The organism is Streptomyces albus subsp. albus, assembly GCF_000719865.1.
In the GTDB taxonomy this organism is placed as follows: Bacteria; Actinomycetota; Actinomycetes; order Streptomycetales; family Streptomycetaceae; genus Streptomyces; species Streptomyces albus_E.
On record NZ_JOID01000014.1, the window covers coordinates 116447 to 132181 of the forward strand.

Below are 15735 nucleotides of genomic sequence, written 5' to 3' on the forward strand. Positions count from 1 at the left end.
CGCATTCCTCAAGGGGGTCGGGGCGGGGTCAGTTGCCCACGCGGCGGCGCAGGTCCTGGAAGGCCGTGTAGTTGGCGATCACCTCGATGCGCCCGGGCGGCGCCTGCCGCACGGCCTCGTCGGCGTTCTCGCAGACGCGGAAGTCGAGCCCCGCGACCTCCAGCCGCACGGCCAGGTCCAGCTTGCGGTCGCCGATGACGAAGATCGGGTGGCCGGCGAGCTGGGTGTAGTCCACGTCCCACAGCCAGGAGGTGTCCGTGCCGTCCGCGCCGCGGGCGTTGACGGAAAGGATCACCGGGGTGGGCGGCGGGTCGATGAGGGAGAAGGTCTCCAGCCAGCCGGCCGGGTTCTTGGCCAGCAGCAGCCGCAGGTCGCGGTCCAGGAACCGGACGACGTCGTAGCGGCCGGCGACGGCCTGGACCTCGTACATCCGCTCCAGCGCCACCTGCGGGGGGACCCCGAAGTGCGCGGCGACGGCGGCGGAGGTCGCGGCGTTGGCCTTGTTGGCCCGGCCGGGCAGCCGCAGCCGGATCGGCCAGGCCGAGCCGTGCGGGTCCACCACGTGGTCGCCGGCCAGCGCCCAGCTCGGCATCGGGCGGCGGAAGCCGCACTCGGAGCAGAACCAGTCGTCGGAGGGCCGCTGGAGCACACCGCCGCAGGACGGGCAGGACCAGGCGTCGTCCTTCCAGGCCTGGCCCGCCGCGACCCACACCACATTGGGGGAGGAGGAGGCGGCCCAGGCGATCAGCGGGTCGTCGCAGTTGGCGATGACCGTCGCCTTGTTGCCGGCCAGGCCCTCGCGCCACTTCTCGGCGAGCATCCGGGTCTCGGCCGCGCGGTCGAGCTGGTCGCGGGAGAGGTTGAGCAGGGCGATCGCCTTGGGGGTCACGTCCCGCGCGACCCCGGCGAGGTACTTCTCGTCCACCTCGATGACGCCGTACTTGGCGTCCGAGCCGCCGGCCAGCGCCGAGGTGATGCCCGCGGGCATGTTGGCGCCCAGCGCGTTCGACACCACGGGACCGCTGGCGCGCAGCGCCTCGGCGATCAGCCGGGTGGTGGTCGTCTTGCCGTTGGTCGCCGAGACCAGGACCACGTCCAGATGCCCCGCCAGCCGGGCCAGCAGATCCGGGTCGAGCCGCAGCGCGACCTTGCCCCCGATCACCGACCCGCTGCCGCGGCCCACCGCCCGTGATGCCGCCGCCGCGGCCCTGCCCGCCGTCACGGCCAGCTTGGCCCGCGGCGACAGCGGGTCCGAGTTGCCTGCCATCGTTCTTGCTCCTCCTCGCATCCGGCGCCGCACCCCCGCCCCCGGCCGGCCGGGTGGTACGCCCCCTCCGCGCCGAATCACCAGCCGGGAGGGATCGGTCGACGCTCAGCCTATCGAGATCCGGGCGCGGCCCTTAACCTGCCACCCTGCTGTTACCCGCCGTACCGGGCCGGAGGGGCCGGTCCGTAGGCTGGCCGGTATGCGACATGGTGCGATCCCCGGCAGTTCGGGTTCCGTCCGACCGGTGCGGCTGCTGGGCGATCCGGTGCTGCGTACGCCCGGTGCGGAGGTCACGTCCTTCGACGGGGAACTGGCCCGGCTGGTGGAGGACCTCTTCGCGAGCATGTACGCCGCCCGCGGCGTCGGCCTGGCGGCGAACCAGATCGGCGTACCGCTGCGGGTGTTCGTCTACGACTGCCCGGACGACGAGGACCGCCGGCACCTCGGCCACGTGGTCAACCCCCGGCTGGTGGAGACCGGAGGGGTGTCGGTGACCGGCCCGGAGGGCTGTCTCTCGCTGCCCGGTGTCGAGGCCGGGACGGGCCGCTGGGACCACGCCGTCGTCGAGGGCACGGACCGTACGGGCGCTCCGGTGCGGGTGACGGGCAGCGGCTTCTTCGCTCGCTGCCTCCAGCACGAGACGGACCATCTGGAGGGCGGGATTTATCTGGACCGGGTCGCGGGCCTGCGGCGCCGCCGCGCGCTGCGGGCGGTCCGGCGGGCGGCCTGGAACCGGGAGCCCGACCGGGCCGCGGCAGCGGCGGCGGTCCCGGCGGGACGGGGCTGTTGAGCGGCCCCGGGCGGCCGGCCCGGCGGAAGCCGTCGGGCCGTCAGAAGCCGGGCGCGCCCACCCGGTCGCCGGCCTCGGCCAGCCGCCCCCATAGCAGCTCGGCGAGATGGCCCACCAACTGAGCGCGGGGGACGGGGCGTTCACGCAGCCACCAGTCGCCGGCCGCGTGCATCATGCCGACGATGCCGTGCCCCCAGACCCGCGCCCGCTCGTCACCGTCGGACCCGAGGTCGACCCGCTCGGCGATGACCTGGGCGAGCTCCTCGCCCATCCGGCGCAGCAGCGGGGCGGAGTGCCGGGTGTCGAAGCCCTGCTCGGAGGTGCTGGGCTCCTCGCCCGGGTGCATGAGGAAGCGGTAGACCTGCGGTCTGGACTCGATGGCCGCAAGATAGGTGTCGAGGGTGCGCTCGACGCGCTCGCGGCGGTCGGCCGCCGGGGCGTCGAGGGCGGCGCGCAGGCCGGCGAGCAGGGCGTCGGTGTGCCGGACGGCGAGGGCCCGGTAGAGGCCGCTCTTGTCGCCGAAGTGCCGGTAGAGGATGGGTTTGGTGATCCCGGCCTCGGCCGCGATGGCGTTCATCGAGGCACCGGGGCCGTCGCGCAGCACCACCCGGTCCGCGGCCTCCAGCAGTTCCTTGCGCCGGCGGCGGGCCGCCCGCTGCTGGTCTTCCCGCTGACTGGTCTCCATGGCGTCTCTCCCACCCCGTCCTTCCTGCTGGGTCCCCCGCGACGCAACGTAACACTTCGCCCGGCCGGGGGCCGGACGGGCGACCGGGCTTGACAGGGCTTACCAGTCGGTAACAGGGTATAGTTACCGCAAGTAACAAGCAGGTGGAGGGGACATGGCAGAGTTCGCGCTCGATCTCAACGACGAGCAGAAGGCCGTCCGGGAATGGATCCACGGTTTCGCCGCGGACGTCATGCGGCCGGCCGCGGCCGAGTGGGACGAACGCGAGGAGACCCCCTGGCCCGTCATCCAGGAGGCCGCCAAGATCGGCCTCTACTCGCTGGACTTCTACGCCCAGCAGTTCTTCGACCCGACGGGCCTCGGCATCGCCATGACGATGGAGGAGCTGTTCTGGGGCGACGCCGGCATCGGCCTGTCGATCGTCGGCACCGGCCTCGCGGCCGTCGGCGTGCTCGCCAACGGCACCGAGGAGCAGATCGGCACCTGGGTTCCCCAGATGTACGGCGACGCGAACGACGTGAAGGTCGCCGCCTTCTGCTCCTCCGAGCCCGACGCGGGCTCCGACGTCTCCGCCATGCGCACCCGCGCCGTCTACGACGAGGCCAAGGACGAGTGGGTGCTCAACGGCACCAAGACCTGGGCGACCAACGGCGGCATCGCCAACGTGCACGTCGTCGTGGCTGTCGTCGACCCCGAGCTGGGCTCCAAGGGGCACGCCTCCTTCATCGTCCCGCCGGGCACCAAGGGCCTCTCGCAGGGCCAGAAGTTCAAGAAGCACGGCATCCGCGCCTCGCACACCGCGGAGGTCGTGCTGGAGGACGTCCGGATCCCCGGGAGCTGCCTGCTGGGCGGCAAGGACAAGCTCGACGAGCGGCTGGCCCGTGCCCGCGAGCGCGCCAAGAGCGGCGGCGAGCGCGTGAAGAACGCGGCCATGGCCACCTTCGAGGCGTCCCGCCCGGCCGTCGGCGCCCAGGCGGTCGGCATCGCCCGCGCCGCGTACGAGGTGGCCCTGGACTACGCGAAGACCCGGGTGCAGTTCGGCCGCCCGATCATCGACAACCAGGGCGTCGCCTTCCAGCTCGCCGACATGCGCACCCAGATCGACGCCGCCCGGCTGCTGGTCTGGCGGGCCTCCTGGATGGCGGCCTCCGGCAAGCCCTTCACGGCGGCCGAGGGCTCGATGTCGAAGCTCTACGCGGGGGAGGTCGCCAAGACCGTCACCGCCCAGGCCATGCAGATCCTCGGCGGCAACGGCTACACCCGGGAGTACCCGGTGGAGCGGATGCACCGGGACGCGGCGATCTACACGATCTTCGAGGGGACCAGCGAGATCCAGCGCCTGGTCATCGCGCGGACGCTGTCGGGAATGCCGATCCGCTGACCCGGATCGGCGCGGCCGGCTCCGGCGCACCGGGACGGGTGCGCCGGAGCCGGCCGCGGGGCGTTACGGGGCCGTGCCGGCCGGCGGGCTCAGGCGGCCCGGGTGATCTCCTCGCGGAGGGCGCGCCGCCACTCCGTGCGGAGCCGGTCGAGCTCCGCGAGATCGGCTGCCGACCACGAGGTGCGGCCCGCCACGAAAGCGCGGATCGCCGCGTTCGCGTGGTCGGCGGCCGGACGCGCGGGGACAGAGGGTCCAGAGGTAGACATGTCCTCCAGAATACGGGCCCGGTATGACAACCGGTTCCCGCCGGGGTGACGCTCCGCGACCTCGCGAAGAATTCCCCGGAACCCGGAACCTTTTCGCCGGATCTCCCGTTCTCCGGAGTGAGGCCCCGCGTTCTCCCCCGTGCGCGGGGCCTCGCCAATGCCCGCGGCCGGGCGCCGCACCCCCGTGAAATCCGGTGTTTCACCTGGTCGGAGGCGGTGCCGTGTCCTGGTAGGGATTGGCCGGCTCGGGCACGGGGCGCACCATCTCCGCGTCGATCTCCACCTCCCGTGTCGCCGGCCCGGGGCGCCAGTGGCCGGTGACCCGCACCCAGGAGTCGGCGGGCGGCGCGACCGCCCCGCGGACCTTGATCTTTACCGCCCGGGAGTCCGCCGCACAGCAGCTGACCAGCAGCCTTGACAGAAACCACCCCCCGTCCCGGGCGGGTGTGACGAATCCCATGAGCGCCACCGTGCGGTCCTCCAGGCTCCGCGACCGGTCCTGCCGGGCGCGCAGCCGGAACTCGGTCAGGGTCAGCGGCACGGACGACCCCGCGGGCAGTGGGGCGAAGTGCCGTACCGGCTCCTCGGCGGGCGCCCCCGTCTCCCGCGCCGCCGTGTACGCGCCGAGCGCGGGCGGGGTGAAGAACAGCAGGCTGAGCGCGGGGAAGAAGAGCAGCCAGGCGATGCCCGGGCCCCGGGCGTGATCATGGCCGTGGTGGCCGCCGTCCGCGGCCCGGCCGCCCGCCCGGGGCCGCCGGTCGTACGGGAAGCCGTCCCGGGCCGCCGCCACCAGACCGAGCAGCACCAGGACCGCTCCGGACAGCACGAGCGCCGGGCGCAGCCCCTCCTTCACGAACCGCAGGCAGACGTCCGTCAGCAGCGAGATGTGCAGCAGCCCCGCTCCCGACAGCACCAGCAGCAGCACCTGGACGTTGCGCCTCACAGCAGCCACCATCCCGTCAGCGCGCTCGCGGCGACGGCCACGACGGCGGTCGCGGTCGAGAACCGGACGGCGAAGGCCCGGCCGAAGGTGCCGGACTGGAGCGCGATCAGCTTCAGGTCGACCATCGGCCCGACCACCATGAACGCCAGCCGGGCGGTGGGGGAGAAACCGGTCAGCGAGGCGGCGACGAAGGCGTCGGCCTCGGAGCAGACCGCCAGCACGACCGCCAGCCCGGCCAGGAAGAGCACCGAGAGCCAGGCCGAGTCCGCGAACACGTCCAGCACGGAGCGCGGCACCGCGACGTTGAAGGTGGCGGCGGCCATGGCGCCCAGCACCAGAAAGCCTCCGGCGTGCAGGAAATCGTGCTGGAAACCGAGCCGGAACTCCTCCCACCGGCTGTGCCCGGGCCGGTGCCCGCCGCGGCGGGACGGGAGCCGCAGCCACTCCGCGCGGCCCAGCCGCAGCCAGAGCCAGCCCATGGCGGCCGAGACCAGCAGCGAGGCCAGCAGCCGGGCCGCCACCATCTCCGGCGCGCCGGGGAAGGCCACGGCCGTGGCGGTGAGCACGATCGGGTTGACGGCGGGTGCCGACAGCAGGAAGGCCAGCGCGGCGGCGGGGGCCACCCCGCGCCGGATGAGGCTTCCCGCCACCGGCACGGAGGCGCACTCACAGCCCGGCAGCACCATCCCGGCCGCGCTCGCCACCGGTACGGCCAGCGCGGGCCTGCGCGGCAGCATCCCGGTGAACCACCGTTCCGGCACGAAGGCGTTGATCGCCCCGGACAGCGCCGTGCCCAGCAGCAGGAAGGGGACGGCCTGGACGGCGATGGCGACGCACACCGTGCGCCAGGCCTGCACCGCCGGATGGGTCGCCCACGGCGAGGCGGCGACGACCAGGACCACCGCCGCGGCGCACCCCGCGAGGGGGCCGGCCGCGGGCAGCCGCCCGGCGAAGCCGGTGAGGGCCCGGCCCGCCGCGCCGCTCCGGAACGGGGGACCCGGAGGTCTCGCGGCCGGGGACGTGGACGGCGGTGGCTCCGGGCTGACCAGCTCTTCCGCGCTCTGCACACTGACCTCGAACGTCGGCTACGGGGGGTGCTCACCCTAGTCACCGAGCAGGGCGGAACCGGGCAGTTCGGCACGGTTTCAGCCGATCGTGGGGGGCTCCGTGCTGCTGTCCGGGGGCCGGCACGGGCCCGTCCGCCGGTGCCGCGGGGGGCTCCGGGAACGGGCCACCATTGGCGTAAAACCGAATACGTTTTTGCCGCATAAGACGGCCGTGATGCGGTAGAAAGGTCATGTGCCCGTCCGGTGTGCATCCCCCGTCGCACCGGACGGGCCTCTCTTGTGCCGGGCCTCCCGCGCCGGCCCGGCCGCGCGTCCCGCGCGCCGGTCTCTTACGAATCCGTGACCGCCGGGCGCGGAGCGGCCCGCTGAGCGGCTCTGTCGCCTAGCGTCACCGTCATGCGCGTACTCGTCACCGGAGGAGCCGGGTTCATCGGCTCGCACATCGTCACCGCCCTCGCCCGCGCCGGGCACGAACCCGTCGTTCTGGACAGCCTGCATCCGCGGGCCCACGCCGGCCGCCCGCCGGCCGCGGACGCCGGTCTGATCCGCGCCGACATCCGGGACCGGGCCGCCGTGTCCGAGGCTCTGCGCGGTGTATCGGCCGTCTGCCACCAGGCCGCGATGGTCGGACTGGGCAAGGACTTCGCCGACGCGCCGGAGTACGTGGGCTGCAACGACCTCGGCACGGCCGTCCTGCTGGACGCCATGACGGCGGCCGGGGTGTCCCGGCTGGTGCTCGCCGGCTCGATGGTGGTCTACGGCGAGGGACGCTACGACTGCCCCCGGCACGGCACCGTGCGGCCCGGCCCCCGCGCACCGGCCGATCTCGCCGCCGGCCGTTTCGAGTGCGCCTGCCCGGAGTGCGGTCTGCCGCTGGAGCCCGGCCCGGTCACCGAGGACGCGCCGGCCGATCCGCGGAACGTCTACGCGGCGACCAAGCTGGCCCAGGAGCATCTCGCGGCGGCCTGGGCCCGGGCCACCGGCGGCCGCGCGGTCTCCCTGCGCTACCACAACGTCTACGGGCCCGGGATGCCGCGCGACACCCCGTACGCCGGGGTCGCCTCGCTCTTCCGCTCGGCCCTCGCCCGCGGGGAGGCGCCGCGGGTCTTCGAGGACGGCGGCCAGCGGCGGGACTTCGTCCACGTCCGTGACGTCGCGGCCGCCAACCTCGCCGTGCTGGAGGCGCTGCCCGGCCGTCCCGAGGGCGGCTTCCGCGCCTACAACACCGGCAGCGGCACGCCGCGCACCATCGGCGAGACGGCCGCCGAGCTGGCCCGCGCCTGCGGCGGTCCCGAGCCGGTCGTCACGGGGGAGTACCGGCTGGGCGACGTGCGGCACATCACCGCCTCCTCGCGGCGGCTGATGACCGAGCTCGGCTGGCGGCCCGCGGTCGGGTTCGCCGCGGGCATGGCCGAGTTCGCCCGCGCGCCGCAGCGCGAGCCCGTCACCGCGGGGCGGCCGGCAGGGTGACCTCGAAGCGGCAGCCACCGCGCACATTGCGCACGGCGGCCCGCCCGGCGTGCGCCTCGACCAGGCCCCGGACGATGGCCAGGCCGAGGCCCGCGCCCGCCGGGGGGCCCTCGCCCGCCGGAGGGGTCCGGGCGTGGCTGCCGCGCCAGCCGGTGTCGAAGACCCGCGGGAGGTCCTCCTCCGGGATGCCGCCGCACCCGTCGGTGACGGAGAGCACCACGGAGGCGTCGTCGCCGCCGCGCCGCGCGGACACCGCGACCGTGCCGTCGGCCGGCGTCCTGCGAATGGCGTTGATCATGAGGTTGCCGAGGACGCGGGACATGGCCTGCGCGTCCACCTCGACCGCCATGGCGTCGGCCGCCGTCTCGTCCCGCTCGCCGACCAGCCGCACGCCGTGCTCCCGGGCCAGCGGGACCACCCCGTCGAGCGCCTCGCCCACGAGTTCGGCGGCGGAGACCCGGACCGGGCTGAGTGGCAGTGCCCCGGCGTGGATGCGGGAGAGTTCGAAGAGGTCGCCGACCATGGCGTTGAGGTGGTCCACCTCGGTGCGGATCTGCCGGAAGTAGCGGTCCGGGTCGGCCGCCATGCCGTCCTCCAGCGCCTCGGCCATGGCCCGCAGCCCGGCCAGCGGCGTGCGCAGGTCGTGCGAGATCCAGGCGACCAGTTCCCGGCGGGAGGACTCCAGGGCCCGCTCGCGCTCCCGGGACGCCTCCAGCTTCCCGCTGGTGGCGGCCAGTTCGCGGACCAGGGCGTCGATCTCCGCCGTCCCCGGTGCCTCGGGCGGGACGAAGCCGCCGTCCTCGCCGAAGGAACGGGCGGCGAGCGCGAGGGCGTTGCTGCGGGCCACCACCCAGCGGCCGAGCAGCAGCGCGGTGGCCAGGGACACCACGGCGGCCATGGCGCACACCGTGGTCACCGCCCACAGGTCGTGCGGGGAGAGGAACATCGCCCAGGCCACGGCCAGCGTCCCGGCCAGCATGGCGGTCACCGCCACGGCGGCCACGACGGTCAGCGAGAGGGCGACCGAGCGATGGCGCAGCAGCCGCAGGGCGAGGGCCCCCGCCAGGCCGGCGGCGGCCGCGCCGAGGAAGGCGAACAGGGCGATCAGCAGGGTGTCCGTCACGGCCGGGCCCCGCTCTCCGCCCGTGCCGGGCCGGCCTGCGGGTCGTCGAGGCGGTAGCCGACCCCCCACACCGTGGTGATCAGGCGGGGCGCCGCCGGGTCGGGCTCGATCTTCCCGCGCAGCCGGCGGACGTGCACGGTGACGGTCGACAGATCGCCGAAGTCCCAGCCCCAGACCGCCCGCATCAGCTCCTCGCGCCCGAACGCGCGTCCGGGATGCCGCATCAGAAAGGCCAGCAGGTCGAACTCCCTTACCGTGAGCGCCACTTCCGTCCCGTCCCGGACGACGCGCCGTGCCGCCGGGTCCAGTTCGATCCCCGCGCGCGCCAGGAGCGGGCCGGGCGGCGGGAGGCTGCCCGCGGCGGTGCCGCGGCGGAGCACCGAGCGCACGCGCAGGGCCAGTTCGCGCGGGCTGAAGGGCTTCGTCACATAGTCGTCGGCCCCGGTCTCCAGGCCCAGGATGCGGTCGTCCTCCTCGCCGCGCGCCGTGAGCATGATGACGGGGACGGGGCCCCGTTCGCGCAGGCCGCGGCAGACCGCGAGCCCGTCCATGCCGGGGAGCATGAGGTCGAGTACGACAAGATCGGGCGGGCGGTCGTCCGCGCGGGCCAGGGCCGACGGGCCGTCCGCCGCGCGGTCGACGACATGGCCGTCGCGTTCGAGGTAGCGCGTGACGACCTCGGCGACGGTGGGGTCGTCGTCCACCACGAGGACCCGGGTTCCCGGTGAAGTCTGCTCCATCCGGCCAGACTCGCAGCCCGGCGCGGCGGCCGGGAGCGGATGCGGGCCACCGGGGGCCGGCGTCCCGGTTTCGTAAGAAGTCAAAGTCTCTTATGCGGCATTTGTCTTCGTAGGGTGGGGGCCGTGACCGAATCGACAACGCCTGCAACCAGCCCGCCCGTGACCGGCCGCCCGCGCGTGGACGTCGTGCTGCCCTGCCTGGACGAGGCCGGGGCCCTGCCCTGGGTCCTCGGCCGCGTCCCGGCCGGCTGGCGCGCCCTGGTCGTGGACAACGGCTCCACCGACGGCTCGGCCCGGATCGCCCGCGAGCACGGCGCCACGGTGGTGGCGGAGTCCCGGCGCGGCTTCGGCGCCGCCTGCCACGCCGGGCTGCTCGCCTCCGACGCCGACATCGTCTGCTTCTGCGACTGCGACGCCTCCCTCGACCCCGGACTGCTGCCCGGCCTCGTGGCACGGGTCGCCGCGGGGGAGGCGGATCTCGTGCTGGGCCGCAGACGGCCGGCCGGGCGAGGAGCCTGGCCGCTCCACGCCCGGGCCGGCAACACCGTCCTGGCCCGGATGATCCGCCGCCGCACCGGAGTCGCCCTGCGCGACCTGGGCCCGCTGCGGGCCGCACGCCGGGAGGCCCTGCTGGAACTCGGCCTCACCGACCGGCGCAGCGGCTATCCGCTGCAGATGGTCGTACGGGCCGCCGACGCGGGCTGGCGGATCGAGGAACGGGACGTCCCCTACCGGCCCAGAACCGGCGCCTCCAAAGTGACCGGCACCTGGCGCGGCACGCTCCACGCGGTCCGCGACATGCGCGCCGTCCTGCGGGAGCCCGCGGCCGGCCCCGGCGCCCAGGCGGCGCCCGCGGGGGCGGGGTGCCGATGAGCGCGCCGCAGGCCCCGACCACCCTGCTCGTCATCGCCAAGGAGCCGGTGCCCGGCCGCGTCAAGACCCGGCTGACGCCGCACTACACCCCGTACGAGGCCGCCCGGCTCGCCGCCGCCGCCCTCCGCGACACCCTGGAGACCGTGCTCGCCGCGCCCGCCCGGCGGCGGATCCTGGTGCTCGACGGCCGCCCCGGACCGTGGCTGCCGCCCGGCATCGAGGTGGTCCCGCAGGGCGCGGGCGGGCTCGACGAGCGGCTCGCAGCCGCCTTCGCCCACGACGACGGCCCGGCCCTGCTCCTGGGCATGGACACTCCGCAGATCACCACCCGCCTCCTGGCGCCCGCCCTGGCCCCCGGCGCCTGGGAGGACTGCGACGCCTGGTTCGGGCCCGCCGAGGACGGCGGCTTCTGGGCGCTCGGCCTGGCCCGGCCCGCGCCGGAACTGCTGCGCGGCGTCCCGATGTCCACGGCCGTGACCGGCGCCGTGCAGCGGCGGCGGCTGACGGACGCCGGTCTGCGCGTCCGCGACCTGCCCGCGCTGCGCGACGTGGACACCCCCGAGGACGCGGCCCTGGCGGCCGCCGCCGCACCGGACGGGCACTTCGCCGCAGCCCTGGCCGGACTGCTCCGGGCGCCCGCCCGGTGACCGCCCGGGACCCGGCCCCGGAGACCACCCGTACGGACCCATGGCACGCGGGGCCGTACGACACCGCGCTCCGCTCCGGCGGCGGCCCGCTGTTCCTGCGCCGGGACGACGGCGGGCTGCTCCCGCTGGAGGTGGAGCGCTGGTGCTCGCGCGCCGACGCCGCCGACATGACGGTGCTGCGCCGCTGCGAGGGCCCCGTCCTCGACATCGGCTGCGGCCCCGGCCGGCTCGTCGCCGCCCTCGCCCGGCTGGGGCGGCCCGGGCTCGGCATCGACCCCAGCCCGGCGGCCGTCGCGCGGACGGTCCGCGCGGGCGGCACGGCGCTGCGCCGGTCGGTGTTCGACCGGCTGCCGGGGAGCGGCCGCTGGGGCACGGCGCTGCTCATCGACGGCAACATCGGCATCGGCGGCGACCCGTCGGCGCTGCTGCGGCGGGTGGCGCAGATCGTCGTCCCCGGCGGGCTGCTGCTCGTCGAGACGGCGGGCACGGACGTCGACGAGCGCGCCCGGGTCCACCTGGACGACGGCGGCGGCGCCCGGGGCGCCGTCTTCCCCTGGGCGCGGATCGGCGGCCCGGCCCTGGCCCGCAGGGCGCGGGCCGAGGGGTGGCGCGTCACGGAGGAATGGACCGCCTCCCGCCGCCACTTCACCGCCCTGCGCCGCGCGCCCTGAACGGCGCGGGGGCGGCCGTTCCCGAGGGCGGCCGGGGCGGCGCTTCGACGCTGCCTCCCGGTCCCGGCCGCGCCGGCTGCCGCCCTTCCGCTCCGGCCGTACGGGCTTCGGCCGCGGCCCTCCGTGCCCCGGCCGCCCGCCGTGCGGCGTTCCCGTGTGGTTCGCCCGCCCCGCGCGGTCGCCGCCGGGGCGGGCGGACGGGGCCCCGGTGTCATCGCCCCGGGCCCGGCGGGGCGGCGCCGGCGGCGTCCTCAGTGCCGGGCGCGGCGCAGGGCGGAGAGCAGGGCCCAGCCGGCGGACACCGCGAAGAGCGCGGCGGTCACCAGCAGCCAGCGTTCCGTGAAGCCCTCCCCGCTCAGGCCGGTGTACCGCTCGAACCGCGCCGGCGGGCCGGTGACCAGCGGCCACCAGACGAGCAGCAGCAGCCCCGACAACAGGGCGGGGATCCGGAGATGATTGATCCCCGCCCGGTACGGAGCCCCCGCCCCGTGCGGAGCCCCCGCCCCGTGCGGAGCCCCCGCCCCGTGCGGAGCCCCCGCCCGGGTGACGTCCGACGGTGTGGTTCCGCCCTTCGCCCCGGGCCGGCGCCGGCGCGGCAGCAGCGCCCCGGCCGCGCGGTCGGCCGCGGTGTACAGCGGGAGCAGCACCAGGTCGTGCAGGAGGGCCGCTCCGGTGATCCACAGCACGACGCCGAGCGGATCGTCACCGCCCAGCAGGCGCGTCCCCGCGTACAGGGTCAGCGCGAACGAGCACAGCAGCAGCGGCGGGTACCACGGCGGTTCGCCGGCCCGCAGCGGCGGGAGGCGCCTCACGGGTTGCCCCCGAAGGTGAGCCGGGTGACCCATTTGGTGTTGTGCACCCCGGGGTTCGCGGGCACGATCACCCGCGCCGGACGGCCGTGGTCGGCCGAGAGCTCCGCCCCGTTGACCCGCAGGGCGAGCAGGGAACGCGGGTCGCGCACCTGGTTGGCGCGGAGCGCGGCCGACCGGAAGGTGCCGGCGCGTTGCGCGGACTCCACGAACACCCCGGGCGCGTCCCGCTCCCGGCCCGCCAGCGCCGCCAGATCCGCCAGCCGGACCCCGCTCCACAGCTGGTCGGAGGTCGACCAGCCCTCCACGCAGGCGATGGGCAGCGCGGCTTGGCGCTGCGGCAGCTCCAGCAACTCCTCGAGAGTGAACACCAGTTCGCGCGATCCGCCGCGTACCGTCAGCCGCCAGTCCGTACCGATGTCCGCGGCGCGGATGCCCGCGGCGGCGGCCGTCTTGTTGATCTGGAAGCCGTTCGGGCCGCCGCCGGGCTCCCGTCCGCGCGGCGCGAGGAGGGCGGTGGCCCGCAGCGGCCCGCCGAGGCTCTGCCCGGCCGTGGTGGCGGCCAGCAGCAGCGAGCCCGCCCCCACCGCGGCGAGCGCGCCCCGGCGGGACAGGGTCGGCGCGGCCGGCTCGGGAGCGGCCAGGGCGGTCATGGCGGCGGCCTCCTCCTCCGTCCGGGCCCGGCGGCCGCGCAGCACCCGCAGGGCGCGCGGCACGCGGAGCGCGGCGTGCGCGGCGAAGGCGGCCGTGAAGACCCAGGAGCCGTAGAAGTGCAGCGGGTAGAACGAACCCGGGAAGACGTACTCCAGCTGGATGTTGAGGATCCCGGTGGCGAAGACGAACAACCCGCCGCCGACGAGCAGCAGCAGCGACAGCCGGTCCAGGGCATGGGTGAGGGAACGCACCGGGGGCCAGGCGAACAGCCGGGGGATCACCGACCAGAGCTTGGCCAGCAGCACCGGCACCAGGGCCACCCCCAGCGTCACATGGACCCCCTGGGTGAACCGGTAGAGCCAGTGCGGATCCGTCGGCCAGGGGAACAGGAAGAAGCCGAGCAGCCCCTTGTCCGGTGTGCGGTCGTTCCCGGCCAGACCAGGGTTGTACGCCGCGTACGACAGCAGCCCCGTCACGAACAGGACGCTCACCCCGCACAGCAGGACGAGCCCGAGGACGGACGTCAGCCGGGGCCCGCGCAGCGGACTGCGCCAGAAACCGGGCCGGAAGGGGCCGCCCGGTGCCCGGCCGGCCCGCCCGTCGGGCACCGTTCCCCGTACCGTCTCCCCGCCGTCGTCCATCGCGCAGCCGCCCTCCATCGCCCAGCCTTCCGTGTGGTGGTCCCGCGGGAGGCCCGCGTCCGCCGTCCACGACCGTAGGCCCGCCGGAGCCCGCGGCCACGGCCCCGGCCCGTGACGAAACGCTGACATCACACGGCGGGCGGCGTGGATCTGACGGAACGGTGACACCGGGCGTGTGCCCGGCCGCACGCGCCGGAGCGGCCCCTAGCGTGACGGCGTGACCCACCTCCGCACCCCCGCGCCCGCCCGTGAGCGCCTGTGTCCCCGGCGGTCCGCCGCCCGCGCGGACCTCCTCACCGCGGCGGCCGCCGCGCTCTTCGTCGCCGCGGTCGCCGTCGCCGGCATCCTGATCCAGCGCTCCGTGGACGTCCTGTACGTGGAGTGGCCGCCGCTCTACGCGCACTGGATGCCGCACGCGGGCCCCGGCACGGTGGCGGCACCCGCCGTGGCGGCCGCCGTCATCGGGTACGGCCCGGTGCTCGCCCGGCGGCTGCCCTGGCGCCGGCTGCTCCTCTCGACCTGGGCGGCCTCGCTGGCCTGGACCCTGTCGCTGGCGCTGATCGACGGCTGGCGGCGCGGTGTCGCCGGCCGGCTCACCGCCAAGCACGAGTACCTGCTCGCCGTCGACCGCATCGCCGCCGATCCGGCCGCGGCCGTGCGCACCTTCACCGATCACATCCTGCTCACCTCGCCCGACTACTGGCCCGCCCATGTGGCGGGCCACCCGCCGGGCGCCGTGCTCACCTTCGTCGGCCTCGACCGCATCGGGCTCGGCGGCGGCGCCTGGGCCGCCGTGTGGGTGCTGCTCGCGGGCAGCTCGGCGGCCGCGGCGGTCCTGGTGACGCTGCGCGCGGTGGCGGGGGAGCGGTGGGCGCGCCGGGCCGCGCCGTTCACCGTGCTCGCCCCGGCGGCGGTCTGGGCCGGCGTCTCCGCTGACGCCTACTTCGCGGCCGTCGCCGCCTGGGGGATCGCGCTGCTCGCCCTGGCGTGCCGGCCGGCGGCGCGCCGTCCGCTGAGCACCGCGCTGGCGGCCGGGCTGCTGCTGGGCCTCACCGTCCATCTCTCGTACGGGCTCGTGCTGATGGCCGTCCCGGCGGCCGCCGTGCTGCTGCACGGCCGCACCGTGCGCCCGGTGCTCCCGGCACTCGCCGGCGTGGCCGCCGTCACCGCCGCGTTCACCGCCGCCGGCTTCTGGTGGTACGAGGGATACGACCTGCTGGTCACCCGCTACTACCAGGGAGTGGCCAGAATCCGCCCGTACAGCTACTGGTTCTTCGGCAATCTCGCCAACGCGGTCGTCATCGCCGGGGCCGCTTCCGTCGCCGGGCTGCGCCGCGCCCTGACCGGCACCGCCGAGACGGCCCGCCGGCTGCGGTCGGGACGCGCGCTGGACGCCTGCGGTGTGGTGCTGCTCGCCCTGGCGGGTCTCTGCATGATCGCGGCGGCGGACCTCTCCGGGATGAGCAAGGCCGAGACGGAACGGATCTGGCTGCCCTTCGCCCTCTGGCTCCTCCCGGCCGCCGCTCTCCTCCCGGCCCGCCACCACCGCCGCTGGCTGCTGCTCCAGGCGGCGACAGCGCTCTTTCTCAACCACTTTCTGCTCACGGGTTGGTGACGACACGTCGACCCGGAATTGACCGGTATCACCCTCTGGGTGGACCTTGCCCCGCTTTCGGTTTCATGCCCGGGTCGAAAGGAAAGCGACGCC

At 75.5% G+C, this 15735-nt stretch carries 16 protein-coding genes; 7 read left to right on the forward strand and 9 right to left on the reverse strand.

All coding sequences use genetic code 11. The annotated features are described in order from the left end of the window. Positions 1–28: 28 nt before the first annotated feature. A complete protein-coding gene (locus IF83_RS0115625) occupies positions 29–1267 on the reverse strand; it encodes a Mur ligase family protein (RefSeq protein ID WP_030544793.1) in 1239 nt (412 codons plus the stop codon). A gap of 199 nt (positions 1268–1466) precedes the next feature. Between IF83_RS0115625 and def the strand changes: the two genes are divergently transcribed. Then, positions 1467–2057, forward strand: coding sequence for a peptide deformylase (gene def, locus IF83_RS0115630; RefSeq protein ID WP_051722804.1), 591 nt, complete (start codon positions 1467–1469; stop codon positions 2055–2057). A gap of 40 nt (positions 2058–2097) precedes the next feature. Here the strand turns inward: def and IF83_RS0115635 are convergent, their stop codons facing one another. Continuing rightward, entirely contained in the window at positions 2098–2742 is a 645-nt protein-coding gene (locus tag IF83_RS0115635; protein ID WP_030544795.1) for a TetR/AcrR family transcriptional regulator, read from the reverse strand. Positions 2743–2896: 154 nt separating this feature from the next. Between IF83_RS0115635 and IF83_RS0115640 the strand changes: the two genes are divergently transcribed. Continuing rightward, the gene (locus IF83_RS0115640) at positions 2897–4123 is read left to right on the forward strand and encodes an acyl-CoA dehydrogenase family protein (RefSeq protein ID WP_030544796.1); all 1227 of its coding nucleotides are present in this window, start codon (positions 2897–2899) and stop codon (positions 4121–4123) included. An 89-nt stretch (positions 4124–4212) separates the two neighbouring features. On the opposite strand, the gene IF83_RS34095 is transcribed toward IF83_RS0115640, so the two are convergent. The 3 genes from IF83_RS34095 to IF83_RS0115655 form a co-directional block, all read right to left on the reverse strand. Next, positions 4213–4389: a hypothetical protein gene (locus IF83_RS34095; protein ID WP_167343588.1), complete on the reverse strand. Its 177-nt coding sequence runs from the start codon at positions 4387–4389 to the stop codon at positions 4213–4215. A 199-nt stretch (positions 4390–4588) separates the two neighbouring features. Further along, positions 4589–5332 (reverse strand): TIGR03943 family putative permease subunit, encoded by a 744-nt coding sequence (locus IF83_RS0115650; protein ID WP_030544797.1) that lies wholly within the window; start codon positions 5330–5332, stop codon positions 4589–4591. Continuing rightward, on the reverse strand, positions 5329–6234 hold the full coding sequence (locus tag IF83_RS0115655; protein ID WP_030544798.1) for a permease: 906 nt from the start codon (positions 6232–6234) through the stop codon (positions 5329–5331). The genes IF83_RS0115650 and IF83_RS0115655 overlap by 4 nt, the downstream gene beginning before the upstream one ends. Before the next feature lie 561 nt (positions 6235–6795). Between IF83_RS0115655 and IF83_RS0115660 the strand changes: the two genes are divergently transcribed. Further along, the gene (locus IF83_RS0115660; protein ID WP_030544799.1) at positions 6796–7869 is read left to right on the forward strand and encodes an NAD-dependent epimerase/dehydratase family protein; all 1074 of its coding nucleotides are present in this window, start codon (positions 6796–6798) and stop codon (positions 7867–7869) included. On the opposite strand, the gene IF83_RS0115665 is transcribed toward IF83_RS0115660, so the two are convergent. Together IF83_RS0115665 and IF83_RS0115670 are read right to left on the reverse strand one after the other, a co-directional pair. After that, positions 7844–8992: a sensor histidine kinase gene (locus IF83_RS0115665; RefSeq protein ID WP_030544800.1), complete on the reverse strand. Its 1149-nt coding sequence runs from the start codon at positions 8990–8992 to the stop codon at positions 7844–7846. The two genes, IF83_RS0115660 and IF83_RS0115665, sit on opposite strands and share 26 nt — an antisense overlap. Further along, positions 8989–9732, reverse strand: a complete 744-nt coding sequence (locus IF83_RS0115670; RefSeq protein ID WP_030544801.1) for a response regulator transcription factor — start codon at positions 9730–9732, stop codon at positions 8989–8991. The genes IF83_RS0115665 and IF83_RS0115670 overlap by 4 nt, the downstream gene beginning before the upstream one ends. A 114-nt stretch (positions 9733–9846) precedes the next feature. Here IF83_RS0115670 and IF83_RS0115675 point away from each other — a divergent pair, with 114 nt between their 5' ends. The 3 genes from IF83_RS0115675 to IF83_RS33740 are packed head-to-tail and all read left to right on the forward strand — an operon-like array spanning position 9847 to position 11923. Continuing rightward, positions 9847–10605: a glycosyltransferase family 2 protein gene (locus IF83_RS0115675; protein WP_037680114.1), complete on the forward strand. Its 759-nt coding sequence runs from the start codon at positions 9847–9849 to the stop codon at positions 10603–10605. Beyond that, positions 10602–11252 (forward strand): TIGR04282 family arsenosugar biosynthesis glycosyltransferase, encoded by a 651-nt coding sequence (locus tag IF83_RS33735; RefSeq protein WP_030544803.1) that lies wholly within the window; start codon positions 10602–10604, stop codon positions 11250–11252. Before IF83_RS0115675 ends, IF83_RS33735 begins: the two co-directional genes overlap by 4 nt. Beyond that, the gene (locus tag IF83_RS33740; RefSeq protein WP_078843507.1) at positions 11249–11923 is read left to right on the forward strand and encodes a class I SAM-dependent methyltransferase; all 675 of its coding nucleotides are present in this window, start codon (positions 11249–11251) and stop codon (positions 11921–11923) included. The genes IF83_RS33735 and IF83_RS33740 overlap by 4 nt, the downstream gene beginning before the upstream one ends. Positions 11924–12174: 251 nt before the next feature. On the opposite strand, the gene IF83_RS0115690 is transcribed toward IF83_RS33740, so the two are convergent. Next, a complete protein-coding gene (locus IF83_RS0115690; RefSeq protein WP_051722805.1) occupies positions 12175–12768 on the reverse strand; it encodes a hypothetical protein in 594 nt (197 codons plus the stop codon). After that, on the reverse strand, positions 12732–14027 hold the full coding sequence (locus tag IF83_RS0115695) for a molybdopterin-dependent oxidoreductase (protein WP_051722814.1): 1296 nt from the start codon (positions 14025–14027) through the stop codon (positions 12732–12734). The genes IF83_RS0115690 and IF83_RS0115695 overlap by 37 nt, the downstream gene beginning before the upstream one ends. A 217-nt stretch (positions 14028–14244) precedes the next feature. On the opposite strand from IF83_RS0115695, the gene IF83_RS0115700 reads away from it, so the two are divergent. After that, positions 14245–15642 (forward strand): hypothetical protein, encoded by a 1398-nt coding sequence (locus tag IF83_RS0115700; RefSeq protein WP_030544807.1) that lies wholly within the window; start codon positions 14245–14247, stop codon positions 15640–15642. The last annotated feature ends 93 nt before the right edge of the window (positions 15643–15735 follow it).